Annotated in this window: 26 protein-coding genes and 1 pseudogene; 13 read left to right on the top strand and 14 right to left on the bottom strand. The window is 68.9% G+C overall.

The features are described 5' to 3' along the window. Positions 1-40: 40 nt before the first annotated feature. Together polA and cysS are read left to right on the top strand one after the other, a co-directional pair. The gene (gene polA / locus H6G16_RS11955; protein ID WP_190390556.1) at positions 41-3,061 is read left to right on the top strand and encodes a DNA polymerase I; all 3,021 of its coding nucleotides are present in this window, start codon (positions 41-43) and stop codon (positions 3,059-3,061) included. An 11-nt stretch (positions 3,062-3,072) separates the two neighbouring features. Further along, positions 3,073-4,554 (top strand): cysteine--tRNA ligase, encoded by a 1,482-nt coding sequence (gene cysS, locus H6G16_RS11950; protein ID WP_190390555.1) that lies wholly within the window; start codon positions 3,073-3,075, stop codon positions 4,552-4,554. A gap of 191 nt (positions 4,555-4,745) precedes the next feature. Here the strand turns inward: cysS and H6G16_RS11945 are convergent, their stop codons facing one another. Together H6G16_RS11945 and H6G16_RS11940 are read right to left on the bottom strand one after the other, a co-directional pair. After that, complete coding sequence (locus H6G16_RS11945; RefSeq protein WP_190390554.1) at positions 4,746-4,970, bottom strand: hypothetical protein; 225 nt, start codon at positions 4,968-4,970, stop codon at positions 4,746-4,748. Positions 4,971-4,990: 20 nt separating this feature from the next. Beyond that, positions 4,991-5,644: an RluA family pseudouridine synthase gene (locus tag H6G16_RS11940; protein WP_242036413.1), complete on the bottom strand. Its 654-nt coding sequence runs from the start codon at positions 5,642-5,644 to the stop codon at positions 4,991-4,993. A 68-nt stretch (positions 5,645-5,712) separates the two neighbouring features. Between H6G16_RS11940 and H6G16_RS11935 the strand changes: the two genes are divergently transcribed. Both H6G16_RS11935 and H6G16_RS11930 read left to right on the top strand, forming a co-directional pair. Further along, positions 5,713-6,963 carry a 1-deoxy-D-xylulose-5-phosphate reductoisomerase gene (locus H6G16_RS11935; protein ID WP_190390553.1) on the top strand — a complete coding sequence of 417 codons (1,251 nt, stop codon included), beginning with the start codon at positions 5,713-5,715 and terminating at the stop codon, positions 6,961-6,963. Continuing rightward, on the top strand, positions 6,960-7,346 hold the full coding sequence (locus H6G16_RS11930; RefSeq protein ID WP_190390552.1) for a (2Fe-2S) ferredoxin domain-containing protein: 387 nt from the start codon (positions 6,960-6,962) through the stop codon (positions 7,344-7,346). The genes H6G16_RS11935 and H6G16_RS11930 overlap by 4 nt, the downstream gene beginning before the upstream one ends. Here the strand turns inward: H6G16_RS11930 and H6G16_RS11925 are convergent. The 5 genes from H6G16_RS11925 to H6G16_RS11905 all read right to left on the bottom strand — a co-directional run bounded on the left by H6G16_RS11925 (position 7,297) and on the right by H6G16_RS11905 (position 11,564). After that, the gene (locus H6G16_RS11925; RefSeq protein WP_190390632.1) at positions 7,297-8,340 is read right to left on the bottom strand and encodes an alpha/beta fold hydrolase; all 1,044 of its coding nucleotides are present in this window, start codon (positions 8,338-8,340) and stop codon (positions 7,297-7,299) included. The two genes, H6G16_RS11930 and H6G16_RS11925, sit on opposite strands and share 50 nt — an antisense overlap. Then, entirely contained in the window at positions 8,337-9,761 is a 1,425-nt protein-coding gene (locus tag H6G16_RS11920; protein WP_190390551.1) for an NAD(P)(+) transhydrogenase (Re/Si-specific) subunit beta, read from the bottom strand. Before H6G16_RS11920 ends, H6G16_RS11925 begins: the two co-directional genes overlap by 4 nt. Further along, positions 9,761-10,066 (bottom strand): NAD(P) transhydrogenase subunit alpha, encoded by a 306-nt coding sequence (locus H6G16_RS11915; protein ID WP_190390550.1) that lies wholly within the window; start codon positions 10,064-10,066, stop codon positions 9,761-9,763. The genes H6G16_RS11920 and H6G16_RS11915 overlap by 1 nt, the downstream gene beginning before the upstream one ends. Then, positions 10,066-11,211: an NAD(P) transhydrogenase subunit alpha gene (locus tag H6G16_RS11910; protein ID WP_190390631.1), complete on the bottom strand. Its 1,146-nt coding sequence runs from the start codon at positions 11,209-11,211 to the stop codon at positions 10,066-10,068. Before H6G16_RS11910 ends, H6G16_RS11915 begins: the two co-directional genes overlap by 1 nt. Positions 11,212-11,354: 143 nt before the next feature. Then, the gene (locus H6G16_RS11905; RefSeq protein ID WP_190390639.1) at positions 11,355-11,564 is read right to left on the bottom strand and encodes a hypothetical protein; all 210 of its coding nucleotides are present in this window, start codon (positions 11,562-11,564) and stop codon (positions 11,355-11,357) included. Between the two features lie 97 nt (positions 11,565-11,661). Here H6G16_RS11905 and H6G16_RS11900 point away from each other — a divergent pair, with 97 nt between their 5' ends. The 3 genes from H6G16_RS11900 to trxB all read left to right on the top strand — a co-directional run bounded on the left by H6G16_RS11900 (position 11,662) and on the right by trxB (position 14,954). Next, entirely contained in the window at positions 11,662-13,122 is a 1,461-nt protein-coding gene (locus H6G16_RS11900) for a DEAD/DEAH box helicase family protein (protein ID WP_190390549.1), read from the top strand. 113 nt (positions 13,123-13,235) lie between these two features. Beyond that, on the top strand, positions 13,236-13,472 hold the full coding sequence (locus H6G16_RS11895) for a hypothetical protein (protein ID WP_190390548.1): 237 nt from the start codon (positions 13,236-13,238) through the stop codon (positions 13,470-13,472). Between the two features lie 96 nt (positions 13,473-13,568). Further along, positions 13,569-14,954, top strand: coding sequence for a thioredoxin-disulfide reductase (trxB, locus tag H6G16_RS11890; RefSeq protein ID WP_347238881.1), 1,386 nt, complete (start codon positions 13,569-13,571; stop codon positions 14,952-14,954). A gap of 38 nt (positions 14,955-14,992) precedes the next feature. Here the strand turns inward: trxB and infA are convergent, their stop codons facing one another. After that, positions 14,993-15,259, bottom strand: a complete 267-nt coding sequence (gene infA, locus H6G16_RS11885; RefSeq protein ID WP_094560946.1) for a translation initiation factor IF-1 — start codon at positions 15,257-15,259, stop codon at positions 14,993-14,995. 212 nt (positions 15,260-15,471) lie between these two features. Between infA and H6G16_RS11880 the strand changes: the two genes are divergently transcribed. Then, the gene (locus H6G16_RS11880) at positions 15,472-16,131 is read left to right on the top strand and encodes a pseudouridine synthase (protein WP_190390629.1); all 660 of its coding nucleotides are present in this window, start codon (positions 15,472-15,474) and stop codon (positions 16,129-16,131) included. 6 nt (positions 16,132-16,137) lie between these two features. Here H6G16_RS11880 and H6G16_RS11875 read toward each other — a convergent pair whose 3' ends face one another. From H6G16_RS11875 to H6G16_RS11860, 4 genes are all read right to left on the bottom strand, one after another. Then, positions 16,138-16,353 carry a hypothetical protein gene (locus H6G16_RS11875; RefSeq protein WP_190390547.1) on the bottom strand — a complete coding sequence of 72 codons (216 nt, stop codon included), beginning with the start codon at positions 16,351-16,353 and terminating at the stop codon, positions 16,138-16,140. A gap of 68 nt (positions 16,354-16,421) precedes the next feature. After that, entirely contained in the window at positions 16,422-17,384 is a 963-nt protein-coding gene (locus tag H6G16_RS11870) for an NAD(P)H-binding protein (protein ID WP_190390546.1), read from the bottom strand. 99 nt (positions 17,385-17,483) lie between these two features. Further along, positions 17,484-17,585, bottom strand: a complete 102-nt coding sequence (petM, locus tag H6G16_RS11865; RefSeq protein WP_094560938.1) for a cytochrome b6-f complex subunit PetM — start codon at positions 17,583-17,585, stop codon at positions 17,484-17,486. A gap of 22 nt (positions 17,586-17,607) precedes the next feature. Then, positions 17,608-18,726, bottom strand: coding sequence for a N2,N2-dimethylguanosine tRNA methyltransferase (locus H6G16_RS11860; protein ID WP_242036420.1), 1,119 nt, complete (start codon positions 18,724-18,726; stop codon positions 17,608-17,610). 38 nt (positions 18,727-18,764) lie between these two features. Here H6G16_RS11860 and H6G16_RS11855 point away from each other — a divergent pair, with 38 nt between their 5' ends. Both H6G16_RS11855 and ilvN read left to right on the top strand, forming a co-directional pair. Beyond that, on the top strand, positions 18,765-19,790 hold the full coding sequence (locus tag H6G16_RS11855; protein WP_199289391.1) for an alpha/beta fold hydrolase: 1,026 nt from the start codon (positions 18,765-18,767) through the stop codon (positions 19,788-19,790). Continuing rightward, positions 19,787-20,317 (top strand): acetolactate synthase small subunit, encoded by a 531-nt coding sequence (gene ilvN / locus H6G16_RS11850; RefSeq protein WP_190390545.1) that lies wholly within the window; start codon positions 19,787-19,789, stop codon positions 20,315-20,317. The genes H6G16_RS11855 and ilvN overlap by 4 nt, the downstream gene beginning before the upstream one ends. Positions 20,318-20,337: 20 nt before the next feature. Here the strand turns inward: ilvN and H6G16_RS11845 are convergent, their stop codons facing one another. Both H6G16_RS11845 and H6G16_RS11840 read right to left on the bottom strand, forming a co-directional pair. After that, positions 20,338-21,081: a peptidylprolyl isomerase gene (locus H6G16_RS11845; RefSeq protein WP_190390544.1), complete on the bottom strand. Its 744-nt coding sequence runs from the start codon at positions 21,079-21,081 to the stop codon at positions 20,338-20,340. After that, positions 21,081-21,629, bottom strand: a complete 549-nt coding sequence (locus H6G16_RS11840; RefSeq protein ID WP_190390543.1) for a photosystem I assembly protein Ycf4 — start codon at positions 21,627-21,629, stop codon at positions 21,081-21,083. Before H6G16_RS11840 ends, H6G16_RS11845 begins: the two co-directional genes overlap by 1 nt. A gap of 107 nt (positions 21,630-21,736) precedes the next feature. Between H6G16_RS11840 and H6G16_RS11835 the strand changes: the two genes are divergently transcribed. From H6G16_RS11835 to H6G16_RS11825, 3 genes and pseudogenes are all read left to right on the top strand, one after another. Continuing rightward, positions 21,737-22,210 (top strand): hypothetical protein, encoded by a 474-nt coding sequence (locus H6G16_RS11835; protein WP_190390542.1) that lies wholly within the window; start codon positions 21,737-21,739, stop codon positions 22,208-22,210. Next, the gene (locus H6G16_RS11830) at positions 22,207-24,441 is read left to right on the top strand and encodes a GAF domain-containing protein (protein ID WP_190390541.1); all 2,235 of its coding nucleotides are present in this window, start codon (positions 22,207-22,209) and stop codon (positions 24,439-24,441) included. Before H6G16_RS11835 ends, H6G16_RS11830 begins: the two co-directional genes overlap by 4 nt. Before the next feature lie 120 nt (positions 24,442-24,561). Next, positions 24,562-24,673 (top strand): annotated as a pseudogene (locus tag H6G16_RS11825) (photosystem II D2 protein (photosystem q(a) protein)); the annotation flags it as partial.

The raw sequence follows: 24,673 nt of genomic DNA, 5'->3' as shown, positions 1-24,673 counted from the left end.
TCTGGCAGGCTGGCCCCCACGCAACGACGGCAGCAGCACCGTGGCCCCCAGCACCAAGCCCCTGCTGCTGCTGATCGACGGCCACTCGCTGGCCTTCCGCAGCTTCTATGCCTTCTCCAAGGGGGGCGACGGTGGCCTGAGCACCAAGGCGGGGGTGCCCACCAGCGTCACCTACGGCTTCCTCAAGGCCCTGCTCGACAACTGCAAGGGGCTCAAGCCCAATGGCTTGGTGGTGGCCTTCGACACGGCGGAACCCACCTTCCGCCACGAGGCGGACGAGGCCTACAAGGCCCACCGGGATGAGGCGCCGGAGCACTTTTTCGCCGATCTGGCCAACCTGCAGCAGATCCTGGCCGAGAGCCTCGACATCCCCCTGGCGATGGCGCCGGGCTACGAAGCCGACGACGTGCTCGGCACCCTGGCCAACCGGGCCGCCAACGCCGGCTGGCGGGTGCGGATCCTCTCGGGCGACCGCGACCTGTTCCAGCTGGTGGACGACGACCGCGACATCGCCGTGCTCTACATGGGCGGCGGCCCCTACGCCAAGAACAGCGGCCCCAGCGAAATCCGCCGCGAGGGCGTGATCGCCAAGCTCGGCGTCACCCCGGAGGAGGTGGTGGACCTCAAGGCCCTCACCGGCGACAGCTCCGACAACATCCCCGGCGTCAAGGGCGTGGGCCCAAAAACCGCCATCAACCTGCTCGCCGCCTACGACCATGTGGACGGCATCTACGCGGCCCTCGAAGCCCTCGAGCAGGCTGGGCCCAAGGCCAAAGACCCCAAAGGCGTGCTCAAGGGCGCCCTGGTGGACAAGCTGCGCGACGACAAAGACAACGCCTACCGCTCGCGCATGCTGGCCGAGATCCTCACCGACATCCCCCTGCCCAGCGAACCGCGGCTGGAGCTGGGGGCGGTGAAGGCCGAAGCCCTGGCCGGCAGCCTGGAGGAGCTGGAGCTCTACAGCCTAGTGAAACAGGTGCCCAACTTCGCCCAGCTGTTCTCGGCCGTGCCGCCGCAGCCCAGCGAGGACTCCAGCCCCGCGGGCGGCAAGGCCGTCACAGCCGCCGCCAATGAGGTTTCGGCTGGTGCAACAGACCGTGAAACAAACGGCGCGTCAGACGGTGCAACAGCACCCGATCAGCCCGAGAGCAAGGCGCTGCCCCCGCTCGAACCCCAGCTGATCAGCAGCGCCGAGGCCCTCGCCGCCCTGGTGACCCACCTCAACGGCTGCAGCGATCCCGGCCGGCCCGTGGCCCTCGACACCGAAACCACCAGCCTCAATCCCTTCCAAGCCGAGCTGGTGGGGGTGGGGCTGGCCTGGGGTGATGGCCAGGCGGAGCTGGCCTACATCCCCATTGGCCACCACCCACCCGCGGCGGCCGACCTGCTCAGCGCCCCGCCGGACGCGCCGAGCCAGCTGCCCCTTGATGGGGTGCTCACCGCCCTGGCCCCCTGGCTGGCCAGCGCCTCCCACCCCAAGGCCCTGCAGAACGCCAAGTACGACCGGCTGATCCTGCTGCGCCACGGCCTGCCCCTGGAGGGGGTCGTGATGGACACCCTGCTGGCCGATTACCTGCGCGATGCCGGCGACAAACACGGCCTCGACGCCATGGCCGAGCGCCACTTCGGCTTCAGCCCCACCAGCTACGCCGAGCTGGTGCCCAAGGGTGCCAACTTCGCGTCCGTGGGGATCGCCGAGGCCGCCCAGTACTGCGGCATGGATGTGCACCTCACCTGGCGCCTGGCCCAGCTGCTGCGCCGGGAGCTCACGGCCATGGGCGATGCCCTGCCCCAGCTGCTCGACCAGCTGGAGCTGCCGCTCGAGCCGGTGCTGGCCCTGATGGAGGCCACCGGCATCCGCATCGACACGGCCTACCTGGGGGAGCTCAGCGAGGAGCTCAAAACCACCCTGGATCGCCTCGAGGGCGAGGCCAAGGCGGCCGCCGGGGTGGACTTCAACCTCGCCTCGCCCAAACAGCTGGGCGAACTGTTGTTTGACACCCTCGGCCTCGACCGCAAGAAATCCCGCAAGACCAAAACCGGCTGGAGCACCGACGCGGCCGTGCTGGAGAAGCTGGAAGCCGACCACCCGGTGGTGGCGCTGGTGCTGGAGCACCGCACCCTCAGCAAGCTCAAGAGCACCTACGTGGATGCCCTGCCGGTCCTGATGGAGCCGGAAACCGGGCGGGTGCACACCGATTTCAACCAGGCGGTGACGGCCACGGGAAGGCTGTCCAGCAGCAACCCCAACCTGCAGAACATCCCGATCCGCACCGAGTTTTCGCGGCGGATCCGCAAGGCCTTCCTGCCCCAGGAGGGCTGGAGCCTGATCAGCGCCGACTACTCCCAGATCGAGCTGCGGATCCTGGCCCATCTGTCTGGCGAGGCGGTGCTGGTGGAGGCCTACCGCAGCGGCGACGACGTGCACGCCCTCACCGCCCGGCTGCTGCTGGAGAAGGACACGGTGACACCGGAGGAGCGCCGCCTCGGCAAAACGATCAACTTCGGCGTGATCTACGGCATGGGCGCCCAGCGCTTCGCCCGGGAAACGGGCGTCAGCCAGGCCGACGCGAAGGACTTCCTCACCAAGTACAAGCAGCGCTACCCGAAGGTGTTCGCCTTCCTGGAGCTGCAGGAGCGGCTGGCCCTGAGCCGGGGCTATGTGGAAACGATCCTGGGCCGCCGCCGGCCGTTCCACTTCGATCCCAACGGTCTGGGCCGGCTGCGGGGCAAGGATCCCCTGGAGATCGACCTGGAGGTGGCCCGCCGCGGCGGCATGGAGGCCCAGCAGCTGCGGGCCGCCGCCAATGCGCCGATCCAGGGCTCCAGCGCTGACATCATCAAGCTGGCCATGGTGCAGCTGCACCGCGAGCTGCAGGCCGCCCAGTTTCCGGCAAGACTCCTGCTGCAGGTGCACGACGAACTGGTGCTGGAAGCGGCTCCCGCCGTACTGGATCAGGTGGTGACCCTGACGCGTGAAACCATGGAACGGGCCGTCACCCTCTCGGTGCCCCTGGTGGTGGAAACGGGCATCGGCCCCAACTGGATGGACGCGAAGTGACCGCTGGCCCGATGACCCTGAAGCTCACCAACACCCTCACGCGCCGCCTGGAGCCGTTCGAGCCCCTGGTGCCTGGCCAGGTGAGCATCTACTGCTGCGGCGTGACGGTGTACGACCTCTGCCACCTGGGCCATGCCCGCAGCTACATCGCCTGGGACGTGCTGCGCCGCTACCTGATCTGGAGCGGCTACGCGGTGACGTTCGTGCAGAACTACACGGACATCGACGACAAGATCCTCAATCGCGCCGCTGAAGAAGGCAGCTCAATGGAGGCGGTGAGCGAGCGCAACATCGACGCCTTCGTGGCCGACATGGCCCGCCTCAACATCCTGCCGCCCGATCGCATGCCCCGGGCCACCGAGAGCCTGGCGGCCATCCGCAGCCTGATTGGGGAGCTCGTGGCCAAGGGTGCCGCCTACAGCGCCGATGGCGACGTGTATTTCGCCGTCATGCAGCATGCCGGCTACGGCAAACTCTCCGGTCGCGACCTTGGCGAGCAGCAGGACAACGCCGCCGGCCGCGTGGCTTCCGAGGAAGAGGCCCGCAAGCAACATCCGTTTGATTTCGCCCTCTGGAAAGGCAGCAAACCCGGCGAACCGAGCTGGGAGTCGCCCTGGGGCCCAGGCCGGCCGGGCTGGCACATCGAGTGCTCGGCGATGGTGCGCGAGGAGCTGGGCGACACCATCGACATCCACCTCGGTGGTGCCGATTTGGTGTTCCCCCACCACGAGAACGAAATCGCCCAGTCGGAGGCGGCCAGCGGCCAGGAGCTGGCCCGCTACTGGCTCCACAACGGCATGGTGAATGTGGGCGGCCAGAAGATGAGCAAATCGCTCGGCAACTTCACCACCATCCGCGCCCTGCTGGATTCGGGCGTCTCCCCGATGACCCTGCGCCTGTTCACCCTGCAGGCCCATTACCGCAAACCGCTCGACTTCACCGCTGAAGCGCTCGAGGCCGCCGCCACCGGCTGGAAGGGCCTCAATGCCGCCCTAGGCCTGGCCGCCAGCGGCGCAGCCATCGCGACGGACCCGGCGGGCCTGGCCCCGGAGCTGGCCGCCGCCCGCCAGCGCTTTGCCGCCGCCATGGACGACGACCTCAACACCTCCGCCGCCCTGGCGGTGCTGTTCGAGCTGGCCAAACCCCTGCGGGCCCTGGCCAACCGGATCGAGCGCGGCGATGGGGCCGCCGCGGCCGAAGCCGCCACACCGGCCCTGGTGGCCCAGGGCAAACTGCTGCTGGAGCTGGCAGGGGTGCTGGGTCTCCAACAGGAGCGGGCAGCCGAGAGCCCGGCCACCGGCTCGGGATCGGGATCGGGACCGGGAGTGGCGAGCCCCAGCGACGCCGAGATCGAAGCCCAGATCACGGCCCGTCAGGCCGCCAAGGCCGCCAAGGATTTCGCGGCTGCCGACGCCATCCGCCTTGCTCTCCAGGCGCAGGGCATCGAGCTGATCGACAAACCCGGCGGCATCACCGAGTGGCTACGCAGCTGAGTGGCTGCGGATCTGCGTGGAGAGGCTGAACGCAGCTTCAAACCGCGCGTTCGCCACCCACCCGCAACCGCCTCGACAACCCCTGCAAACCCGTTCTACCGCAACCCCCTCTGCATTCCGTACAACCTGTACAGAATTCGGGAGACCCCGCCCCACACCTCAGGAAACGCGGGCCCCTCAGGCTTCCACCCTCACTCCTCGCTCGGCTCGGGCGCCTGCCGGCCCTGCATCATCCGCTCGATCTTGCGGATCCGCTCCAGGGTGGTGGTCCACACCTCCTTCTGAAAGCCCGGCTCACAGCCATCCACCAGGGCCTGCAAATCCTCCTGGCGCTCGAAGGCGTCCCAGAGCTGGCGTTCCAGCTTGGCCCGGTCAATGAAATTCCAACGCTGCAGCCACACGGGCAATGCCGCCATGGGGAGAAGACCAACTCGGCTCAGTTAAGGGGATCCGCCGCAGTCAGCGGGCACCCGCTGCGCAGACGCAGCAGCTCGCCGGTGAACGGATGGCGCAAGCGCAGCCCGGCGGCATGGAGCTGCAGGCGCGGCGCCGCCGCCCCATCGCCGTAGAGGGGATCGCCCAGCACCGGGTGGCCGAGGGCCGCCAGATGCACCCGCAACTGGTGGGAGCGGCCGGTTTGGGGCTGGAGCAGCAGCAGGCTGGCGCGCTGGCCGGGGCGCAGCAGGCGCCAGCGGGTCAGGGACGGCTTGCCACCGCCGGCCACCGGCACCACGCCATAGCGAGGCGGCCGGGTGGCCACCCGGGCCAGGGGCAGATCGATCACCCCGCCGCGGCCCGCCGGCACCCCCGCCACCCAGGCCAGGTAGGTCTTGCGCACGCGGCGCTCGGCGAAGGCGGCGCTCAGGCGGCGATGGGTTTCGGCGTCGCGGGCCAGCAGGATCAGGCCCGAGGTGTCGCGATCGAGGCGGTGCACCAGCCGCGCCTCCGGCCAGCGCCGCTGGGCCCGGCTGAGCAGGGAATCGGCCAACTCCGGCCCCAGTCCAGGCTGGCAGAGCAGCCCCGAGGGCTTGGCCAGGGCCAGCAGCCAGGGATCGGCATAAATCAGCTCCAGGCTGGGGCCACCAAGCAAAACCCATGCTGGCGCCTGGGCGGCAACGGGGGAATGGGAAACTGGTGCCCACCGCTGGAGCCCCGCCCGTGAAAGCCCTCTCCGTGCTCGGCTCCACCGGCTCGATCGGCACCCAGACCCTGGAGCTGGCCGAAGAGTTTCCCGATCGCTTCCGGGTGGTGGCGCTCACCGCCGGCAACAACCTCGACCTGCTGATCGAGCAGATCCGCCGGCACACCCCTGAAGTGGTGGCCCTGGCCAATGCCGAGCGCGTGGCCGAGCTGGGCGAGCGGCTGCAGGCCCTGGAGCCCGGGGCCCGGCCCACCCGAATGCCCGAGCTCCTCGGCGGCAATGAGGGGCTGGAGGCTGCCGCCGCCTGGCCCACGGCCGATCTGGTGGTGACGGGCATCGTGGGCTGCGCCGGCCTGCTGCCCACCCTGGCCGCCATCCGCGCCGGCAAGGATCTGGCCCTAGCCAACAAGGAAACCCTGATCGCCGCCGGCCCGGTGGTGCTGCCCGAACTGGAGAAATCCGGGTCGCGCCTCCTACCCGCCGATTCGGAGCACTCCGCCATCTTCCAGTGCCTGCAGGGCACCCCCTACGCCGAAACGGCGCGCCTCTCCACCGGCCGGCCCACCCCGGGGCTGCGCCGCATCCAGCTCACCGCCAGCGGCGGTGCCTTCCGCGACTGGGACCCCGCCGATCTGCACAAGGCCACCGTGGCCGATGCCACCAGCCACCCCAACTGGAGCATGGGTCGCAAGATCACCGTTGACAGCGCCTCCTTGATGAACAAGGGCCTGGAGGTGATCGAAGCCCACTACCTCTTTGGCCTCGACTACGACCACATCGAGATCGTGGTGCATCCCCAATCGATCATCCACTCCATGGTGGAACTGGCCGATTCCTCGGTACTGGCCCAGCTGGGCTGGCCCGACATGAAGCTGCCGATCCTCTACTGCCTCAGCTGGCCGGAGCGCCTCCACACCCCCTGGCGCCGCCTCGATCTCACCGAGGTAGGCGCGCTCACCTTCCGCGCCCCCGACCCGGCCCGCTACCCCTGCATGGAGCTGGCCTACGCGGCGGGGCGCGCCGGCGGCACCATGCCCGCCGCCATGAACGCCGCCAACGAGCAGGCCGTGGCCCTCTTCCTCGAGGAGCAGGTGCACTTCCTCGATATTCCGCGGCTGATCGACGGGGTGTGCGAACGCCACAAGGCCGACCTCATGGCCAACCCCTCCCTGTCCGACGTGCTGGCCGTGGACGCCTGGGCCCGTCAGGCGGTGCGTGAAGCTGCAGCCAAGCTGCACGCCAAGGCCCCAGCTGCGCTGCCAGCGTGACGCGCGTTTCCCACCACCTGCTGCTCTGCGCCACTCCCACCAAGGCCCTCTGTTGCCCCGATCCCGCCGTGGGCGCCGCCAGCTGGGACACCCTCAAGCGCCTGGTGCGCGAGTGGGGCCTGGAGGATCCGGCGCGGCCCGAGGGCCTTGTGCTCCGCACCAAAGCCGATTGCCTGCGCATCTGCGCCGAGGGCCCCGTGCTGCTGATCTGGCCCGAGGGCATCGTCTACAGCAGCGTGACGCCGGAGCGGATCGAGCGGATCCTGCGAGAGCACGTGCTCGGCGGCACCCCGATCGAGACCTGGATCCTCAAGCGGATGCCCTTCACGGCGGCTAGCGGCCTAGCCCTCCAGCCAGCAGCCGCTCCAACCACTGCACCGTGAGCTGATCGCCCCAGCAGCTCAGCGGAGCATCGCCCACGCCGTGGAAGCCGTTGTGGCCGCCGCGAGCAGTGAGCAGCACCTCCATCCCGGGCGGAGGGCTGGCCGCCAGGGCCTGGGCGCCGCCGGCCGGCACCCAGGGATCGTCGAGGGCATGCAGCAGCAGGGTGGGAGGCAGGGGCGGTTGGGGGTGGTCGCCCGCCCCACGGGCAGCCAGCAGCCGGGGCAGCGGCGACGCCTCCCGGTAGTAGTGCTCCACCGAGCCATAGCCCCAGCGGGGGGCGGTGATGGCGGCATCAAAGGCGCGGATCGTGCGCGGCCGATCTGGGCCCTGCAAGGCCCGGCGCTCCACCGCAGACACCCCAAAGGGATCGGCCAGGGTTTGGGCCCGCAGCCGGCGCAGCAGCCAGCGCTGGTAGATCCGGTTGCGGGGTCGCTCGATCTGGCGCGAGCAAGCGGCCAGGTCGAGCGGACTGCTGGTGCACACCAGGCCATCGAGCACCCCAGGCTCGGCCAGGGCCCCATTCAGCAACATTGTGCCGCCCAGGGAGATGCCCACCCCCAGCAGGGGCAGCCCGCCGGCCTGCTGGCGGGCCCGCCGCAACACGGGCAGCAGGTCGCTGTCGCAGCGGGCGGCGTAGGTGCCCGGGGCCAGCGACCGGCCCGGCCCCGCGCCGCGCAGGTTCAACCGCCACACCGCCATCCCTGCGTCCTGCAGGCTCAGACCCATCCGCCGCAGCCCCTCCCTCTCGCTGGAGCCGCCCAGGCCGTGCAGCAGCACCACCAGGGCTCGTGGCTCCCCTGAGCGGGGTGGATCACAGAGGGCAAGCAAGGAAGCTCCCTCCCCCACCGCAATGGCGAGGGGCTCGCCCTGCTCGGCGGGCAACCGGGGCGGGCTGAGGGTGTCCCGGAGGGTCTGGAGATCGGGGCCGATCCAGGGCCAGCGCTGCCGGAAGGGGGCCAGGTCGAGCCCCCGGGCAGGGAGGACTGGATTCAGGCCGCCACCTTCTTGCCCACCCCCATGCTGCGCAGCTCGCTCAGCAGGCCGTTAAGCACGGCCTTGGCATCGCCGAACACCATGGCGGTCTGGGGGAGCTCAAACAGGGCGTTCTTGATACCGGCGTAGCCGGCCCCCAGGCTGCGCTTCACCACGAACACCTGGCGGGCCTGGTCCACCTCGAGCACGGGCATGCCGAAGAGGGGGCTGGAGGAGTCGCTCTTGGCGTCGGGGTTCACCACATCATTGGCCCCCAGCACAATCACCACGTCGGTGCGGGGGAATTCGGGGTTGATCGTGTCCATCTCAAGCAACTGCTCGTAGGGCACGTCGGCCTCGGCGAGCAGCACATTCATGTGGCCGGGCATGCGGCCGGCCACCGGGTGGATGGCATAGGTCACCTCCACACCATGGGCCTCGAGCAACTTGGAGAGCTCGCGCAGGGCGTGCTGGGCCTGGGCCACGGCCAGGCCGTAGCCGGGCACGAACACCACCCGCTCGGCGGCTTCCAGGGCCAGGGCACATTCCTCGGCGCTGCAGCTGGTGATGCGGGTGTAGCCGGCTTCATCGCCGCCACCGCCCACGGGAGCGGCCCCGCCCAGGGCCCCGCCGAACAACACGCTCACCAGGGAGCGGTTCATGCCGGTGCACATCACCTGGGTGAGGATCAGGCCCGCAGCGCCCACCATGGCTCCGGCCACGATCAGCAACTGGCTGCCCACCACGAAGCCGGCGGCGGCGGCTGCCACGCCGGAATAGGAGTTGAGCAGGGAGATCACCACCGGCATGTCGGCCCCGCCGATGGGCAGGGTCACGCCGATGCCCAGCAGGCTGGAGGCCACCACGAGCACCCAGAGGGGAGCACCGGCCATGGCCCCGGGCAAGGTGATGGAGCCGGCCAGACAGGCCACCGCCAGGGAGATGTTCACCCCGTGGCGCAGGGAGCTCTGGGTCCAGCCAGGGGTGTCAATCCAGCCCTGCAGCTTGCCCATGGCCACGATCGAGCCACTGAAGGTGATCGCACCCACGAACACCGAAATCACGATCGAAATCTGTTCCACCAGCCCAGGGGCACCGCCGGGGCTGTACAGCGCCACCCCAAGGGCCACCAGCAGGGAGGCCATGCCGCCGCAGCCGTTGAACAGGGCCACGGTTTCGGGCATGGCCGTCATCGGCACCCGCTGGGCCGTCACCAGGCCCAGCAGGCCGCCAGCCGCGGTGCCGATGGCGATCCAGAGCCAGGCCTGGGCCGACAGCGGCTGCTGGATCAGCAGGCCCAGCACCGCCAGGCCCATGGCCAGGGCGGCCAGGCCGTTGGCGGAGCGGGCCGTACTCACCTTGGAGAGCCCCTTGATGCCGAGGGCCAGCAGCAGCACCGCCACCAGGTCGATGACGGCCGGCAACAGATCGAGTCCAGCCATCAGCCTGCCCCTCCGGAACGGGTCTTTTTACGGGAAAACATGGCGAGCATGCGGTCGGTGACCAGGAAGCCGCCCACCACGTTGAACAGGGCGAAGCCGAGGGACAGGGAACCCAGCAGCAACAGGGGCACCTGGCCATTGGCCTGGGCAATCAAGGTGAGGGAGGCCAGCACCGTGATGCCACTGATGGCATTGGCGCCACTCATCAGCGGGGTGTGCAGGGTGGGCGGCACCTTGCCGATCAATTCGAGACCCAGCAGGCTGCCCAGCAGGAGCACCCAGAGGGCTTGGGACAGGGCACTCATCAGTTGGCTCCGGAAACGAGGTCGGGGAAGCGGCAGGAGCCGGCGTGGGTGAGCAGGCAGCCCGCCACGATCGGGTCCTCCTGCTCGAGCTGCTGGTCGAGCTGGAAGCCGCCCTCACCCAGCACGTGCTCCACCAGGGCGGCCAGGTTGCGGGCATAGAGGGCGCTGGCGTGGTTGGCCACGGAGCTGGGCAGGCCATCACCGCCGATCAGCTGGACGCCGTGGCGCTCCACCGTCTGGCCGCAGACGGTGCCGGCGCAATTGCCGCCCTGGGCCACGGCCAGATCCACCACCACCGAGCCCGGACGCATCCCCGCCACCATCTCCTCGGAGATCAGCAGCGGCGCGCGACGCCCCGGCACCTGGGCGGTGCAGATCACCATGTCGGCCAGGGCCAGTTGCTCGGCCAGCTGCTGGCGCTGGGCCGCCAGGAAGGCCTCGCTGGCCGCCTTGGCATAGCCCCCAGACTCCGCCGGGCGCTCCTCCTGCTCCGGCGGCGACACAAACCGTCCCCCCAGGGATTCCACCTGTTCCTTGACGGCTGGGCGCACATCGCTTACGTACACCACCGCTCCCAGGCGGCGGGCCGTGGCCAGGGCCTGCAGGCCCGCCACCCCAGCTCCGAGGATCAGCGCCCGGGCCGGCTGAATCGTGCCCGCGGCTGTCATCAGCATGGGAACGTAGCGGTCAAGGGCCGCTGCGGCCAGCAGCACCGCCTTGTAGCCGGCGATGTTGGCCTGCGACGAGAGCACATCCATGCTCTGGGCGCGGCTGATCCGCGGCAGCAGCTCCAGGGCCAGGGCGGACAGCTGGCGGGCCTGAAGCTGCTCCACCAGGCTCGAGGCGCCGTAGGGGGAGAGCAGGCCGGCCACCAGGGCACCAGGCCTGAGCTGGTCGAGAACGGCGGCGGCGGGCGGGTTGACGCAGAGCACCGCATCGACATCCGCGCCCAGGCCAGCTCCAGGCTCCACCAGGAGGGCACCGGCGTCGGCGTAGTCCTGATCGGCATAGCCGGCGGCCAGGCCAGCCCCCTGCTCCACCTGAAGATTCAAACCGCGGGCCCTCAGGCGCCGCACGGTTTCTGGAGTCGCGGCCACCCGGGACTCACCCGCACTGCGCTCCCGCAGGATCAGCACCGCTCCCACGTCCACACCCGACGGTTCAGCCAAGAGGGTTCCCAGGGGTCATGCCTCTATTAGGGGGTGAGCCCCCTCCCGGGGGCAACACCACACGAACAAATATGCGCAGTTCCCCATGCGGCCCCGGGACCCAGGGCTCCGAGCACGGTTCAGAACAAGGGCAGCAGCTCCTGTTCCACGCAGCTGGCCTGGGGCAGGGCCCCGAGATGGCGCAGCTGGCGAGCTCGCAGGATCATCGGATCGATATCGCACTCGAGCTCCCAGCAGGCGCCGAGATGGCGTCGCTGCTGCTCCACCGTCCAGGCCCAGGAGCCTGGATCGGAGGAGGGACTGGAGCGGGGGCAATCGGGGTTGGCCATGGTGGCAACAGCTTGGCCCGGGGGGATGGCCAGAAGGTAGTCACAGCCAGCCACAAACCCATAGGCCACAACACTCATTCATCGCCACAATGGCGCGATGGCGTTTCCCTCCTTTGATCTGGGCCTCCCGGCGCCGGCACTCCCCGGGATCCGCCCCAGGCAATGGCAGACCCGCCTGATCCAGCTGCTGCGCGCCCGCCTGCTCAACGGCCAACCGGGCGGCCATGACGTGCTCATTCACGCCGGCCCCGGGGCCGGCAAGACCCTCGGCGCCCTGCTCAGCTTCCACACCCTGCAGCGGGAGGGCCGCCTGGAGCGCTTCCTCGTGTTCTGCCACCGCAGTTCGATCGCGCGGCAGTGGCTGGGAGCCGCAGAACGGCTGAATCTGCGGCTGGTCGAGTGGGACCCCGAGCGGGGCCTGGCCGACCTGGAGCCCAACGGCGACTGGGATGGCTTGCTGCTCAGTTACCAAGGCGCCGGCCGCCACCGCAGCCATCTCGCCACGGCCCTGGGCCAGCTGGGCCTGGGCCGTTGGCTGGCGATCGCCGATGAGGTGCACCACCTGGGGCTCGACCCCGACGAACCGGAAGCTGCCGCCTGGGGCTTTGCCTTCAGCCAGCTCACCGATCGGGCCCAGCTGCGGCTGGGCCTCACCGGCACGCCCTTCCGGGCCGACAACCTGGCCTTCTGCGCGGCCCGCCGGGTCCGGGTGCGCGAGGGCGATCAGATCATCGAGCGCATCGCCCCCGACCTCAGCGTGGAGCCCCGCCAATTGATCCTGGCCGGCGATGTGCGCCCGCTGGAATTCCGCTTTCAGGATGGCTGGGTGGAGCACGGCCGCCCCCAGACCAGCGCCGACACCGAAACCTCCCCCCTCTCCGCCGAAGTCCGCGAGAGTTGGCGGGCCCGCAATCTGCGCCGGGCCATTCAGCTGGGCGACAGCAGCAGCATCGCCCTGCGCTTGCTGCTCAACGCCCGCAAACGGCTGGAACGGGTGCGCGGCAGCCATCCCGAGGCCGGCGGTCTGGTGATCGCCCGGGATATCGCCCATGCCCGGCGCATCACCGGGCTGCTGGAAGAGGAAGGGGATCGGGTGCATCTGGTGCACTCCCAGGACCCCGAAGCCGCCACCCGGCTGGCCGCCTTCCAGGCCGGCGAGGCCGACTGGCTGGTGAGCATCGACATGTGCGCCGAGGGCTTCGATGCCCCCCGGCTGCGGGTGGTGGCCTACCTCACCACCGTGGTCACCCGCAGCCGCTTCGTCCAGGCGATCACCCGGGCCGTGCGGATGGCGGGAGACCGGGCCGGGATGGAAGCGGTGCCCCGGGATCCGTCCTATGTGTTTGCGCCCGCCGATCCCCTGCTGATCAGCTACGCCCGCAGCTGGTCCCTGAGCGAGCCCTACCTGGTGCGCCCCAGGCTGGCGGTCCCCGAACCCGAGGCCAGCGGCAGCGCTGGCGCCGGAGCCCTTCCCCTGGAAACCGTCGATGAACGGGTCGGCGGGATCATCCGCCTGGGGGGCCCGGAACTGCCCGGTTTTCTGCAGCAAAGGGCGTGATCCCCGTCCGCCGAGATACAAACTTGCGCAGCAAATTTGCGACGTTGTGTCAACCAATACCGAAGGACGGCACGTGCCCCGGCAACGTGGTGCCATCCAAGGGAGAGGGGAGCATGAACCCCGCAGTGAATCGCCGTCTCACGGTTGCCGTGAGCTGGGCTCTGGCCCGCCGAGCCACGCTTGACTCCCTCGAGCACTACGAAGAAAGCTTTGCGATCACTGAAGAGTTCCGGGAATGGTTGCTCTGCCTGGACGAGCATCCGGAACTGCTCGAAGCCAGCGTGCTGATGGTCCCCAACGATCTGGGACAGGGCATCAGGCCCGAAAGCGACGGACTCCTGGAAATCTAAAGAAACTCTGAAGAAGTTTCGGCGCTTTTTGGAATCGCGAAAGCAGGTCTCCCGGACCATCGCCTAGGCTCAAGTCATAGTCGATCCGCTTAAGCCGTGCCGTCCGAGGGAGCCGCCCCAGCCGTGGAAAACCTGGTGATCGTGGGGTCGGGTCCGGCGGGGTACACCGCCGCCATCTACGCCGCCCGGGCCAACCTCAACCCGGTGCTGATCACGGGCTTCCAGGACGGGGGCATCCCTGGCGGTCAGCTGATGACCACCACCCACGTGGAGAACTTCCCGGGCTTCCCCGACGGCATCCTGGGACCCGATCTGATGGACAACATGAAGGCCCAGGCGGTGCGCTGGGGTACCCGGCTGATCGAAGCCGATGCCACCGCCATCGACCTCTCCCAGCGTCCCTACCGGGTCAGCGCGGATGGCCAGACCCTCCAAACCCAGGCCCTGATCCTGGCCACCGGGGCCAGCGCCAACCGACTGGGCCTACCCAGCGAAGCGCGCTTCTGGAGCAACGGCATCAGTGCCTGCGCCATCTGCGATGGCGCCACACCCCAGTTCCGCCAAGCCGAGCTGGCGGTGGTGGGCGGCGGCGACTCCGCCTGCGAAGAGGCGGTGTACCTCACCAAATACGGCAGCCATGTGCACCTGATCGTGCGCGGCGACAAGCTGCGGGCCAGCGGGGCCATGGCCGACCGGGTGCTGGCCAACCCAGCCATCACCGTGCACTGGAACCGCCAGGTGGCCGACGTCAGCGGCGGAGACTGGATGGAGGCCCTCACCCTGCGGGACTCCACCACCGGCGCCAGCGAGGAATTGGCGGTCAAGGGACTCTTCTACGCCATCGGCCACACCCCCAACACCCGCCTGGTGCGGGGCCAGCTCGAGGTGGATGAGCTTGGCTATTTGGTGACCCAACCCGGCCGCCCCGAAACCAGCCTGGAGGGCGTCTATGCCGCCGGCGACGTGGCCGATGCGGAGTGGCGCCAGGGCATCACGGCCGCCGGCAGTGGCTGCCAGGCGGCCCTGGCGGCCGAACGCTGGCTCACCCACCACAACCTGGCGGTCACCGTGAGCCACGATCCCGTCGATCCGGCCGCGGTGGGCGCGCCCCAGCCCACCGCCGAAAGCGATGCCAGCAACTTCAGCCCGGACGCCATCTGGCAAAAGGGCGGTTACGCGCTGCGCAAGCTGTATCACGACAGCCCCAAGCCTCTGCTGGTGGTCTACACCTCCCCCAGCTGCGGCCCCTGCCACGTGCTCAAGCCCCAACTCAAGCGGGTGCTCGACGAACTCGGCGGTGCTGCCCAGGGCGTGGAGATCAACATCGAGGCCGATCAGGAGATCGCCGCCCAGGCCGGTGTGACCGGCACCCCCACGGTGCAGCTGTTTTTCCAGAAGGAGCTCAAGCACACCTTCCGGGGCGTGAAGCAGCGCAGCGAATTCAAAGCTGCCATTGAAGCCCTCCTAGGCGTCGCCGTCTGAGGGTGCGCTCAGCGCCGACGTCGCACCGTGAGGTGCGCTCAGCGCCGCCGAGGCCCACCGGGACGGTTGCCACCGGGACGGGGGCCGGCTGCGGCATTGCGCTCCCGGTAGGTGATCCGGCCGCGGGTGAGGTCGTAGGGGCTGATCTCCACCAGCACCTTGTCGCCCGCCAACAGCTTGATGCGGAATTTGGTGAGCTTGCCGGCCGCCCGGCAGAGGCACTGGTGACCAGCCGGCTGTTCCAGGGTCACGAGGTAAAACCCGTTGCCCTGCTCCTTTTCAATCACACCGGAGGTCTCGATCATGCGGGGGCGCTAGTTGGGGAATCAATCGCTGCCCATAGCTTAATTGCCGCCCGACGGGCGATAGGGTCGGCAGCACCTGTGCCGTTTCGGCTCCGCCATGGTTTTGCCGCCGCTGTCGTTGGATCTGGGCCTCCTGCTGATCTCCATCGGCGTGGTGAACCTGTGGAAAGCCCGCCAAGCCAGTTGATCCCCAGGCCCCCGACCAGCCGTCCCTGACCACCCTTCTCTTCAACAAGCCCTACGGGGTGCTGAGCCAGTTCACGCCCGAACCAGGCAGCCGCTGGGGCTGCCTGGCCCCCTACATCCCGATCCCCGGGGTGTATGCCGCTGGCCGGCTCGATGCCGACAGTGAGGGCCTGTTGCTGCTCACCAGCGACGGACGACTCCAACAGCGCCTCACCGACCCCGCCTTTGGCCATTGGCGCCGCTACTGGGTCCAGGTGGAGGGCAAGGCCGCCCTGCATCCCCAGGCGCTGGAACAGCTGAGCCAGGGCGTGCTGATTCAGGGTGCGCCCACCCTGCCAGCCCGGGCCCGTCTGATCGCCGATCCCCTGCTGCCTGAGCGCGATCCCCCGATCCGCCAGCGGGCCGCCATTCCCACCAGCTGGCTGGAGCTGGAGCTGCGCGAGGGTCGCAACCGTCAGGTGCGCCGCATGACGGCCGCGGTGGGGCTGCCCACCCTGCGCCTCATGCGGGTGGCCATCGATCTGATGGACGGCGCTGCGCCCCTCGACCTAACCGGCCTCGCCCCCGGTGCCTGGCGCGAGGTGACACCCCCGGAAGCCCAACGCCTGGAGCAGGTGCGCCACTCGCCCGGGCGCGGGGGCCGGGCCGGCGGCGGAAAATCGGGCCGCGCCGGGGGCGGCGGGTAGGGCGGTTTAGCCGACGACGTCCTTGAGCTCCCGCACCGTCTGCAACTGGCCGTAGTAGTAGTTCGCCCGCGCCCGCCGGTCACCGTCCTCCAGGCTGTCAAAGGCATCAAAACCCAGGGTTTGCCAAAGCTCATGGCCACAGGCCCGGTTGAGTTCCTCGGTGGCCTCGGCCTCGAGGTTCGCCAAGCGGCGCTGCAGGTTCTTGATCTGGGCAACCGACATGGGCGCAGCCGAGCAACGCCGAAATAGTACAGGCGCACTGTCAGGCCTGCTGGCTGCCGATTCCGGATTCAGAACGGCAGCTTTTTCTTCGCTTCCTTGTCGAGGTCCGATTCCATCTCGCGCAAGCGCTTGAGAATCGTGTCGTAGTACTCCTTGAGATAGGCCTCAAGGCCGGTGGTTTCGGCCGGATCCAGGCCAAAGGCCTCATAGCTGGCCTCCATCGGCGCATCGAGGGCCTTGCCACCACCGGTCACGGCATCAAAGGCGAGCCGCTCAGCCACGTTGAGGCTGGCCTCGAAGAAGGCCGTCACCGATCGCATCAAACTCAGCAGGGCCGGCGGCACCCGGAAGATGCGCGCCTCCTTGCCCGAGTAACGCTCACAGAGCTGGGTGACCTCGCTGGTGGTCCAGGCCCGCGGACCCACCACGGGGAAGGCCTGACGCACCGTCTCGGGCCGCTCCAGGGCCGCCACGGCGAAGCGGGCCATGTCCTGGGTGTTCATGTAGGCGATCGGCGTGGGCGTGCCACTCACCCACACCGTCTGACTCTCGAGCACGGGAATCGCAAACTGACTGATCACGCCCTGCATGAAGGCCACCCCGCGCAGGATCGTGTAGTCGAGGTCTGAGGCCATCAGCCAGTCCTCGCTGCAGGCCTTGATGTCCATCAGGGGCACCTGGCGGTGCTGATGGGCATCCAACAGGGACACAAACACCAGTCGCTTCACCCCAGCCCTCTGGCAGGCCGCGAAGAGGTTTTGCTTGCCGGTCCAGTCGATGTCGTAGGCGCTGCCGGGGTCGGTGGCCCGGGCGGTGGCCGCATCGATCACCGCATCCTGGCCCTCCAGGGCGTAGTCGAGGCTGTCGGGCTCGAGCAGGTCACCGCGGGTGAGTTCGCAGCCCCATTCCTGCAGAAACGCCGCCTTGCGGGGGGAGCGCACCACGCAGCGCACCTGATGACCGGCGTCGAGGGCCCGGCGGGCCACTTGCCGCCCGAGGGTTCCCGTTGCGCCAACCACCAAAACCTGCATCGCCAACCCTCAAGCGGGCCTGAGCCTAGGCGTCGGCTGGGCCTGATCGGGAGGGGTGGAGGCCGGGGATGGACTCAAAGAGGAAGGCCGGGGAGGAGCTCAGTCCTTGTCGGCGAGCTTCAGCAGCAGGGCACCACCAGCCAGGCCAACGGGAATCAGCACCCAGAACAGGGCAGCGGTGCCGAAAATTTCAGAGGCCATGAACCGGGCTGCGAACGGCCTCCTATTTAGCAGTGCCGGAGGCCATGGCGCCCAACCGGCTCGCGATCTGCAGGATCTCGGGCCAGGGGGCATCACTGCGAAATTGCCCTGGCATCACCCCACTGGGCCAGGCAACCCAGCCCTCGGCCCGCAGGGCAGCCAACAGCTTGGCCAGGGGTGGAGGCCCACCGCCCAGGCGGCGGGCAATCTCGGCCGTGGGCCAGCAGCAGACAGGCAGGCCAGGGTCGGCCGCCAGACGGGCCAACAGGCGGGCCCCCTCCGGCGAGAGGCTGGCGGCGGGAGCCTGGGCTGCCAGCTCAGCCAGCAAGGCACCATCCTGCAGCGGCCCGATCCAGAGCGGTCCGCTGATGGCCAGGGGCGGGGGCTGGTCGGCCGCCGACGACGTGGGAACGCAGCAGCCGCAGGGCTGCCATTGGCGCAGCCGAATCAACGGCTGCACCTGCTGATGGCCGCAGCCATGGCAGTGGGCCACCATCCCCAGCTGCTCCTCCTGCCGCGGGGATGGCCGGCGCTGCAACCGCACCGCGGTCCGGAAGGTTCGGCCCTCACTGAAGCTGACCAGGGGTTCGACCCCCCGTCCCAGGGCCCAGGCGGCCCGGGCCACGCTGCCGAGCTGCAAGCGCAGGGCCAGCTCCCAGCTGGCCGGATGGGCCCGGGCCGCCGCCCCCAGCAGCCGAACGGCGGCGGGCCGGTCATGGCCGGTGGGGGAGCGGCCATCGGTACTGGCGAGGTACAGCACCCCCCCAAAGGCCACCGCCTCCAACGCCAGCGGCACCAGGCCCGTGGGGCAACCGAAGCCATCGAGATCCACCAGGTCGAAGCGCTCCTGGCGCTGCAGGCAATCCGCCAGCAGGTGCTGGGCGGTGCGGGCCGTGCAGCGCACCCCGGGAAGCCCGGCGAGGTGACGCTGCAGCAGGGGCAGTCGATCGGGATCGGCATCATTGGCCCACACCGCCTCCGCCCCGGCCTCCAGGCCGTAGCGCAGGGCCCGGATGCCACAGCCAGCCATGGCATCGAGCACCCGCAGGCGCCCCCGGGCCGCCAGGCTGCGGGCCAGCAGCACCCCCAGGTCCCGCGAGGGGCGCGACTCGGCACGGAAAAAGCCGCTGCCGGGCTGCAGGCGGGCCAGCCCTTCGCAATAGTGAGCGCTGGCGTGTGCTGTCAGGAGATCGCAAGGTGGTGGTGACCGTCCAGCCTGCACCCCCACGGCCGACCGGGGAGAGCGTCGAGTGGGGCATCCATGCCGAATGGCTCTGGCGGGGGGAGCGCTGCCACTGGCGGGTGCTGGGCGATGCCACGGCCCCAGCCCTGGTGTTGGTGCATGGCTTCGCCGCCGGCAGCGGCCACTGGCGGCGCAATGCCGCGGTGCTCGCCGCCGCCGGCTGGCGCGTGTATGGGCTGGATCTGCTGGGCTTCGGGGCCTCCAGCCAGCCGGCCCTGCGGCTCGACAACCGCCTTTGGGCCCGGCAACTGCAGGCCTTTCTCGAGCAGGTGGTGCAGGGGCCTGCGGTGCTGGTCGGCCACTCCCTAGGCGGCCTGGTGGCCCTCAGCTGCGCCGTGTTCGCTCCCCATCTTGTGAGAGCTGTGGCGGCAGCCCCCCTACCCGATCCCACCTTGATGCTGGCGAGCAGCAGCGGTCCACCCCGGCGGCGCCCCTGGCGAAGGCGGCTGCAACGCTGGCTGGTGACCCTGCTCTGCCGCCTGCTGCCCCTGGAGCTGGTGGTGCCCCTCCTGGCCCACTCCCCCCTGCTGGATCTGGGGATCCAATCGGCCTACAACACCCCGGTGATCGGCGATCGGGAGCTGCACCGGGTGATCGCCCGACCCGCAAGGCGGCCCGGGGCGGTGCGGGCCCTGCGGGCGATGAGCATCGCCATGGCCCTACGACCCCATGGCGCCACCGCGCCCGCCCTCCTGCGGCGGCTTGGCCAACCGCTGCTGCTGATCTGGGGTCGGCGCGACCGGCTGGTGCCGGTGCAGGTGGCGGCCCAGGTGCAACGGCTCCGCCCTGACCTCTCCCTGGTGCTGCTGGACGGCAGTGGTCACTGCCCCCATGACGAACACCCGGCGGCCTTCAATGGCGCCTTGCTGAGCTGGCTGGAGCACCTGGGGTCTGGGAGTCACGTGCCGGCGCCGGACAGTAATTTGGGGCAAAGCCAGCGCAGCGGGTCCCTCAGGCGATGAAACACACCCTCTCGGTGTTGGTGGAAGACGAATCAGGCGCCCTGAGTCGCATCTCCGGCCTGTTTGCCCGCCGGGGCTTCAACATCGAAAGCCTGGCGGTGGGGCCCGCCGAGCAGGCAGGGATCTCCCGGCTGACGATGGTGGTGGCGGGGGACGAGCACACCCTCGAGCAGATGACCAAACAGCTCGACAAGCTGATCAACGTGCTGGGCGTGATTGATCTCACCCGCATCCCCAGCGTCGAGCGCGAACTGATGCTGCTCAAGGTGTCGGCACCGGCGGAAAGCCGCAGCGCCATCCTCGATCTGGTGCAGGTCTTCCGGGCCAATGTGGTGGACGTGGCCGATGACGCCCTGACCCTGGAGGTCGTGGGCGATCCCGGCAAGCTGGTGGCCCTGGAGCAGGTGATGGAAAGCTTCGGCATCCTGGAAATCGCCCGCACCGGCAAGGTGGCCCTGGAGCGGGCCTCCGGTGTCAACACCGCCTTCCTGAAGGTCACCGCCTCGAACAAGCGCGTGCCGGCCTAGGGCTTGCCCTGCACCACCTCTCAGGGCTCGCCCTGCACCAAAGTCCCGCCGGCCACCACGGTCGCCTTGACGATCTTGTCGCCCTGGCGGATCTGGTCGATCACCTCCATCCCCTTGCTCACCCGGCCAAAGACGGCGTAGCGGCCGTCCAGCTCTGGCAGGGCCTGGAGGGCCACATAGAACTGGGCGCTGGCGGAATTGGGATCGGCCGAGCGGGCCATGGCCACCGCACCCCGCTGGTGGGCCAGGGCGAGCTGGCGGGTGACGCCCGGAGCCGTAACCGGTTCGCCGTAGCGAGGCTCGGCTTCATCGCTGCGCTTGATCTCCAGGGGAATCAGCCGGGCTTCACCACTGGCGGGATCCACATAGCTGCCCAGGCCGTACTGGCTGGATGGCACCTTCGGGTCGGCACTGGCCGGGTCGCCCCCCTGCACCACAAAGGGCACGGGCTCCCGCACCACGCGATGGAACACGGTGCCGTTGTAGACCCCGCGCTTCACCAAATCCACGAAGTTGCCGGCGGTGAGGGGCGCGGCGGCGCCGTCGAGCTGCAGTTGCACCTCCCCCTTGTTGGTCTGCAGGGCCACGGTGGCGGAGCCGCTCAGGCAAGGGGTACTGGCCGTGCTGCAGCCGAGCTGGCGGGTGCCGCTATCGGCGGCACAGGCCACCAGGGTGAGGGGCGCCAGCAGCAACAGCCCGCCGAGCACCAGGCGGCTCAACCAACGCTTGGAGTCCCGTGTCAAACCAAGGCGATCGCGACCCATCAGACGCCCTCCAGGGGAACGCCGAGGAAACGGGCGAGCTGGGCTCCGGAGAGCTCCAGATCAGCCAGGGGCATGGGCTCCCCCACCCGGGTGAGGGGCATGTCACGACGGCCCTGCACCTTTAACGCCAACCGGCGGCGGGGATTGAGGCCATCGCGCACCTCCACCTTCACCGCCTGGATCTCCCGCAGGGGGATCTCCACGTTGATGGTCTGCCGGAAGCCACGGCGGCAGATGGTGGCCGTTCCGGAAGCCCGATCAAAGCGGTTGCTGCCCGCCCCCACATCGATGCCGATCACCGCCCAGAGGTAACTGCACAGGGCCATGGCCGCCAGGCCATACAGCCCCATGACCAGCCCCTGGGGCACCCAGGCCAGTTCGGCCGGGTGGCCGATCGGCAGCAGGTCGGTGCCGAGGTAACTCGAAGCACTGGTGAGCAGGAAGCCCAGGCCACCGGTGGTCACCACCAGGGCCACCAGCACATTGGAGAGCCGCCGAGACCCCAGCACCGGCAGCTCGAGTGACTCGGTTGCGGGGGAGGAGACCATGACAGGTGACAAACGATGGGAGCCATCCTGCCGGGTCACCGCAGCTCCTGGGCGGGTCGGTTCAAATCTGCCATCCTCAAGGCATCTCAGGAGCAGGGTCGAAGACCGTGACAGGCCCCGACCAGCCACAGCCAAGCCAGTCCGATCTGGAATCTGCAAAGACCATCGAGGAGCTGAACCTGGAGCTGCTGCAACTGCGCCACACCGTGCAAGCGCTGCGCGCCCAGCTGGAAGAGCAGCAGCGACTGGCCGCCGAGCAGCTGACCCGCGCCCTCAGCACTGAACAGGATCAAAACCGTCAACTGCGCAGCTCCATTGAAGCCCTGCGTCTACAGCTCGAAACCCACCAGAGCGATGCGGCCCAGCAGCTGCACCAACAGCACGTGAACGCCCTGACGGAGCTGGGCCAGCTGCAAGGGTCGGTGGCTGTGCTCAGACAGCGGCTGGAGCAACGGGAGGCCGACCATCGCGAAGAGCTGCAGCGGCACCAGGCCGAGACCCAGAGCCAGTTGCGGCATCTGCAGGAGGCCCTTCTGGCCCAGCGCCAGCTCCTGGAGGCGGGCGGCCGCATTCAGCCATGAACCTGCGCGAGGCCCGACTGCTGCTGGAGGTGGCCAATGCGGTCGCCCAAGAAGACACCCTGGACGGCCAGCTCGGGCGTCTGATCGAACTGGTGACCCAGGCCACGGATGCCGATCGAGGCACCGTGTTTTTGCATGATTTCGAGACCCAGGAGCTCTACAGCCGCCAGAGCGTGGGCGGCCTTAGCCGGGACATCCGCCTGCTCAACGACCGCGGCATCGCCGGGCACGTGTTTCAGAGCGGCGAAGGGGTGTTGGTTGCCGATGCCTATGCCGACCCCCGCTTTGAAAGCAGCATTGACGAGCAGACCGGCTACCGCACGGCCACCATCGCCTGTGCCCCACTGCGCACCATCAACGGCGAGGTGATCGGCGTGGTGCAGGTGCTGAACCACCAGGGCGACGGGGGCTTCAACCAGGCCCACCTGGCCCTGATCGAAGCCATGGCCCGCCAGGCCAGCGTCTCCGTGCAGCGCAGCCTGCTGCTGGAAGACGCGGAACGCAAACGGCAGCGGGAGCAGGAGTTTCTAACGATGGTGTCGGAACTCTCCGGCGAGCTCAAGCTGGGCAGCCTGCTGGACAAGGTGATCGGCACGATCACGCGCCTGCTCGATGCGGAGCGCTCCACCCTCTTCCTCAATGACACCAAGACCGATGAGCTCTACACGGAGATCGGTGAGGGGCTCGGGGCCACCAAGATCCGCTTCCCCAACCACCTGGGCATCGCCGGCACGGTGTTCAGCACCGGCGAAACGGTGAACATTCCCTATGCCTATGCCGACCTGCGCTTCAACCCGTCGTTCGACAAGCAGACGGGCTTTTTCACCCGATCCATCCTCTGCACCCCCCTGCTGAACAAAAGCGGCACGGTGATCGGTGCCACCCAGGTGCTGAACAAGCGCGGAGGGGTCTTCAGCGACGACGACGCGGCCAGGCTCAAGGCCTTCACGGCCCAGATGGCCGTGGCGCTGGAGAACGCCAAGCTGTTTGACGACGTGCAGGCGATGAAGGCCTACGCCGAATCCATGCTCGCGAGCATGGCCAGCGGCGTGATCACCTTCAACGACAACGATGTCGCCCAGACCATCAACCGGTCGGGCTGCCGCATCTTCCGGGCCCGATCCCGCGACGTGATCAACCTGGCTGCCGCTGAACTCTTCGGCGACAGCAGCACCTGGTTGCTCCCCAAGCTGGCCGAGGTGCGCAGCTCGGGGGAAAGCCTGACGCTTCTGGACGTGGAACTCGACCTTGCCGGCAAGCCCACCGCGGCCAACCTGACCCTGATGCCCCTGCGCAGCGAGGGCGGCACGGCCATGGGCTCGATGCTGATGATCGAGGACATCAGCGACGAAAAGCGGATGAAGGGCACCATGGCCCGGTACATGGATCCGCTGATCGCCGAATCCCTGATGCGGGAGGGGGCCAACGCCCTGGGGGGGCAGGAGAGCGAAGCCACCGTGCTCTTCAGCGACATCCGCAGCTTCACCACCCTCACCGAATCCCTGGGTGCCCAGGGCACCGTGAGCCTGCTCAACACCTACTTCACGTTGATGGTCGAGTGCCTCCAGCGGGAGGGCGGCATGCTCGACAAATTCATCGGGGATGCGGTGATGGCGGTCTTTGGCCTGCCGATCCCCAACGCCGACGATGCCGACCGGGCCGTGCGCACCGGCATTGCCATGCTCACCGAGCTGGAAGGCTTGAACCGCCAACGCCAGGAGGGCGGCCTGGCCCCGATCCGCATCGGCATCGGCCTCCATACCGATGCCGTGGTAAGCGGCAACATCGGCTCGCCCAAACGGATGAACTACACCGTGATCGGCGACGGGGTGAACCTGGCAGCCCGGCTCGAATCGGCCTGCAAGCAGTACGGCGCCCGGATGCTGATCAGTGAGGCCACCCGCAGCCGACTGCGGGGCACCTACCGGCTCCGGGAAGCCGACCGGGTGGTGGTGAAGGGGAAAACCGAGCCCGTGGTGATCCACGAGGTGCTCGACTTTCACAGTGAGGCCAGCTTCCCCAGGGCCATGGAAGTCCTGAACCATTACCGCGATGGGCTGGAGCTCTACCGCAGGCGCTCCTGGGGCGCGGCCCGAAGCTGCTTCGAACAGGCCCTGGCCCTCCATCCCGACGACCGGCTCAGCAGCCTTTACCTGCAGCGCTGCATCGCGTTCGACGCCGCCCCCCCTGCGGCGGACTGGGATGGGGTCTGGGTCATGGAGAGCAAGTAGAACCCTGCTGGAGGCGGGCATGTCAGCCCGTTGCGAAGCGTCTCGCGATCCGCTTCAGCGTTGTTACCATCGCGCGGTAATCCCACAGCTTCCGCGGGTTTTCCGCACCGTTTCATCACCATGACGATCGCTGTAGGGCGCGCGCCGCAGCGGGGATGGTTCGACGTCCTCGATGACTGGCTCAAGCGCGACCGCTTCGTATTTGTGGGTTGGTCGGGTCTGCTCCTGTTCC

The sequence above is a fragment of the Cyanobium sp. FACHB-13342 genome (assembly GCF_014697415.1).
Taxonomy (GTDB): Bacteria; Cyanobacteriota; Cyanobacteriia; order PCC-6307; family Cyanobiaceae; genus Cyanobium_A.
Note: the sequence above shows the minus strand (reverse complement) of the source record. Positions and strands in the feature narration are given on the sequence as shown.

Excerpts from the sequence above, each read along its gene's own strand:
- H6G16_RS11915 (WP_190390550.1), bottom strand. The coding sequence starts at position 10,066 with ATGAGTGCCCTGTCCCAAGCCCTCTGGGTGCTCCTGCTGGGCAGCCTG.
- H6G16_RS11830 (WP_190390541.1), top strand. The coding sequence starts at position 22,207 with ATGAACCTGCGCGAGGCCCGACTGCTGCTGGAGGTGGCCAATGCGGTC.
- H6G16_RS11945 (WP_190390554.1), bottom strand. The coding sequence starts at position 4,970 with ATGGCGGCATTGCCCGTGTGGCTGCAGCGTTGGAATTTCATTGACCGG.
- H6G16_RS11870 (WP_190390546.1), bottom strand. The coding sequence starts at position 17,384 with ATGCAGGTTTTGGTGGTTGGCGCAACGGGAACCCTCGGGCGGCAAGTG.
- H6G16_RS11840 (WP_190390543.1), bottom strand. The coding sequence starts at position 21,629 with ATGGTCTCCTCCCCCGCAACCGAGTCACTCGAGCTGCCGGTGCTGGGG.
- H6G16_RS11920 (WP_190390551.1), bottom strand. The coding sequence starts at position 9,761 with ATGGCTGGACTCGATCTGTTGCCGGCCGTCATCGACCTGGTGGCGGTG.
- H6G16_RS11845 (WP_190390544.1), bottom strand. The coding sequence starts at position 21,081 with ATGGGTCGCGATCGCCTTGGTTTGACACGGGACTCCAAGCGTTGGTTG.
- petM (WP_094560938.1), bottom strand. The coding sequence starts at position 17,585 with ATGGCCTCTGAAATTTTCGGCACCGCTGCCCTGTTCTGGGTGCTGATT.
- H6G16_RS11905 (WP_190390639.1), bottom strand. The coding sequence starts at position 11,564 with ATGGCCAACCCCGATTGCCCCCGCTCCAGTCCCTCCTCCGATCCAGGC.
- H6G16_RS11895 (WP_190390548.1), top strand. The coding sequence starts at position 13,236 with ATGAACCCCGCAGTGAATCGCCGTCTCACGGTTGCCGTGAGCTGGGCT.
- ilvN (WP_190390545.1), top strand. The coding sequence starts at position 19,787 with ATGAAACACACCCTCTCGGTGTTGGTGGAAGACGAATCAGGCGCCCTG.
- H6G16_RS11875 (WP_190390547.1), bottom strand. The coding sequence starts at position 16,353 with ATGTCGGTTGCCCAGATCAAGAACCTGCAGCGCCGCTTGGCGAACCTC.
- H6G16_RS11900 (WP_190390549.1), top strand. The coding sequence starts at position 11,662 with ATGGCGTTTCCCTCCTTTGATCTGGGCCTCCCGGCGCCGGCACTCCCC.
- cysS (WP_190390555.1), top strand. The coding sequence starts at position 3,073 with ATGACCCTGAAGCTCACCAACACCCTCACGCGCCGCCTGGAGCCGTTC.
- infA (WP_094560946.1), bottom strand. The coding sequence starts at position 15,259 with ATGATCGAGACCTCCGGTGTGATTGAAAAGGAGCAGGGCAACGGGTTT.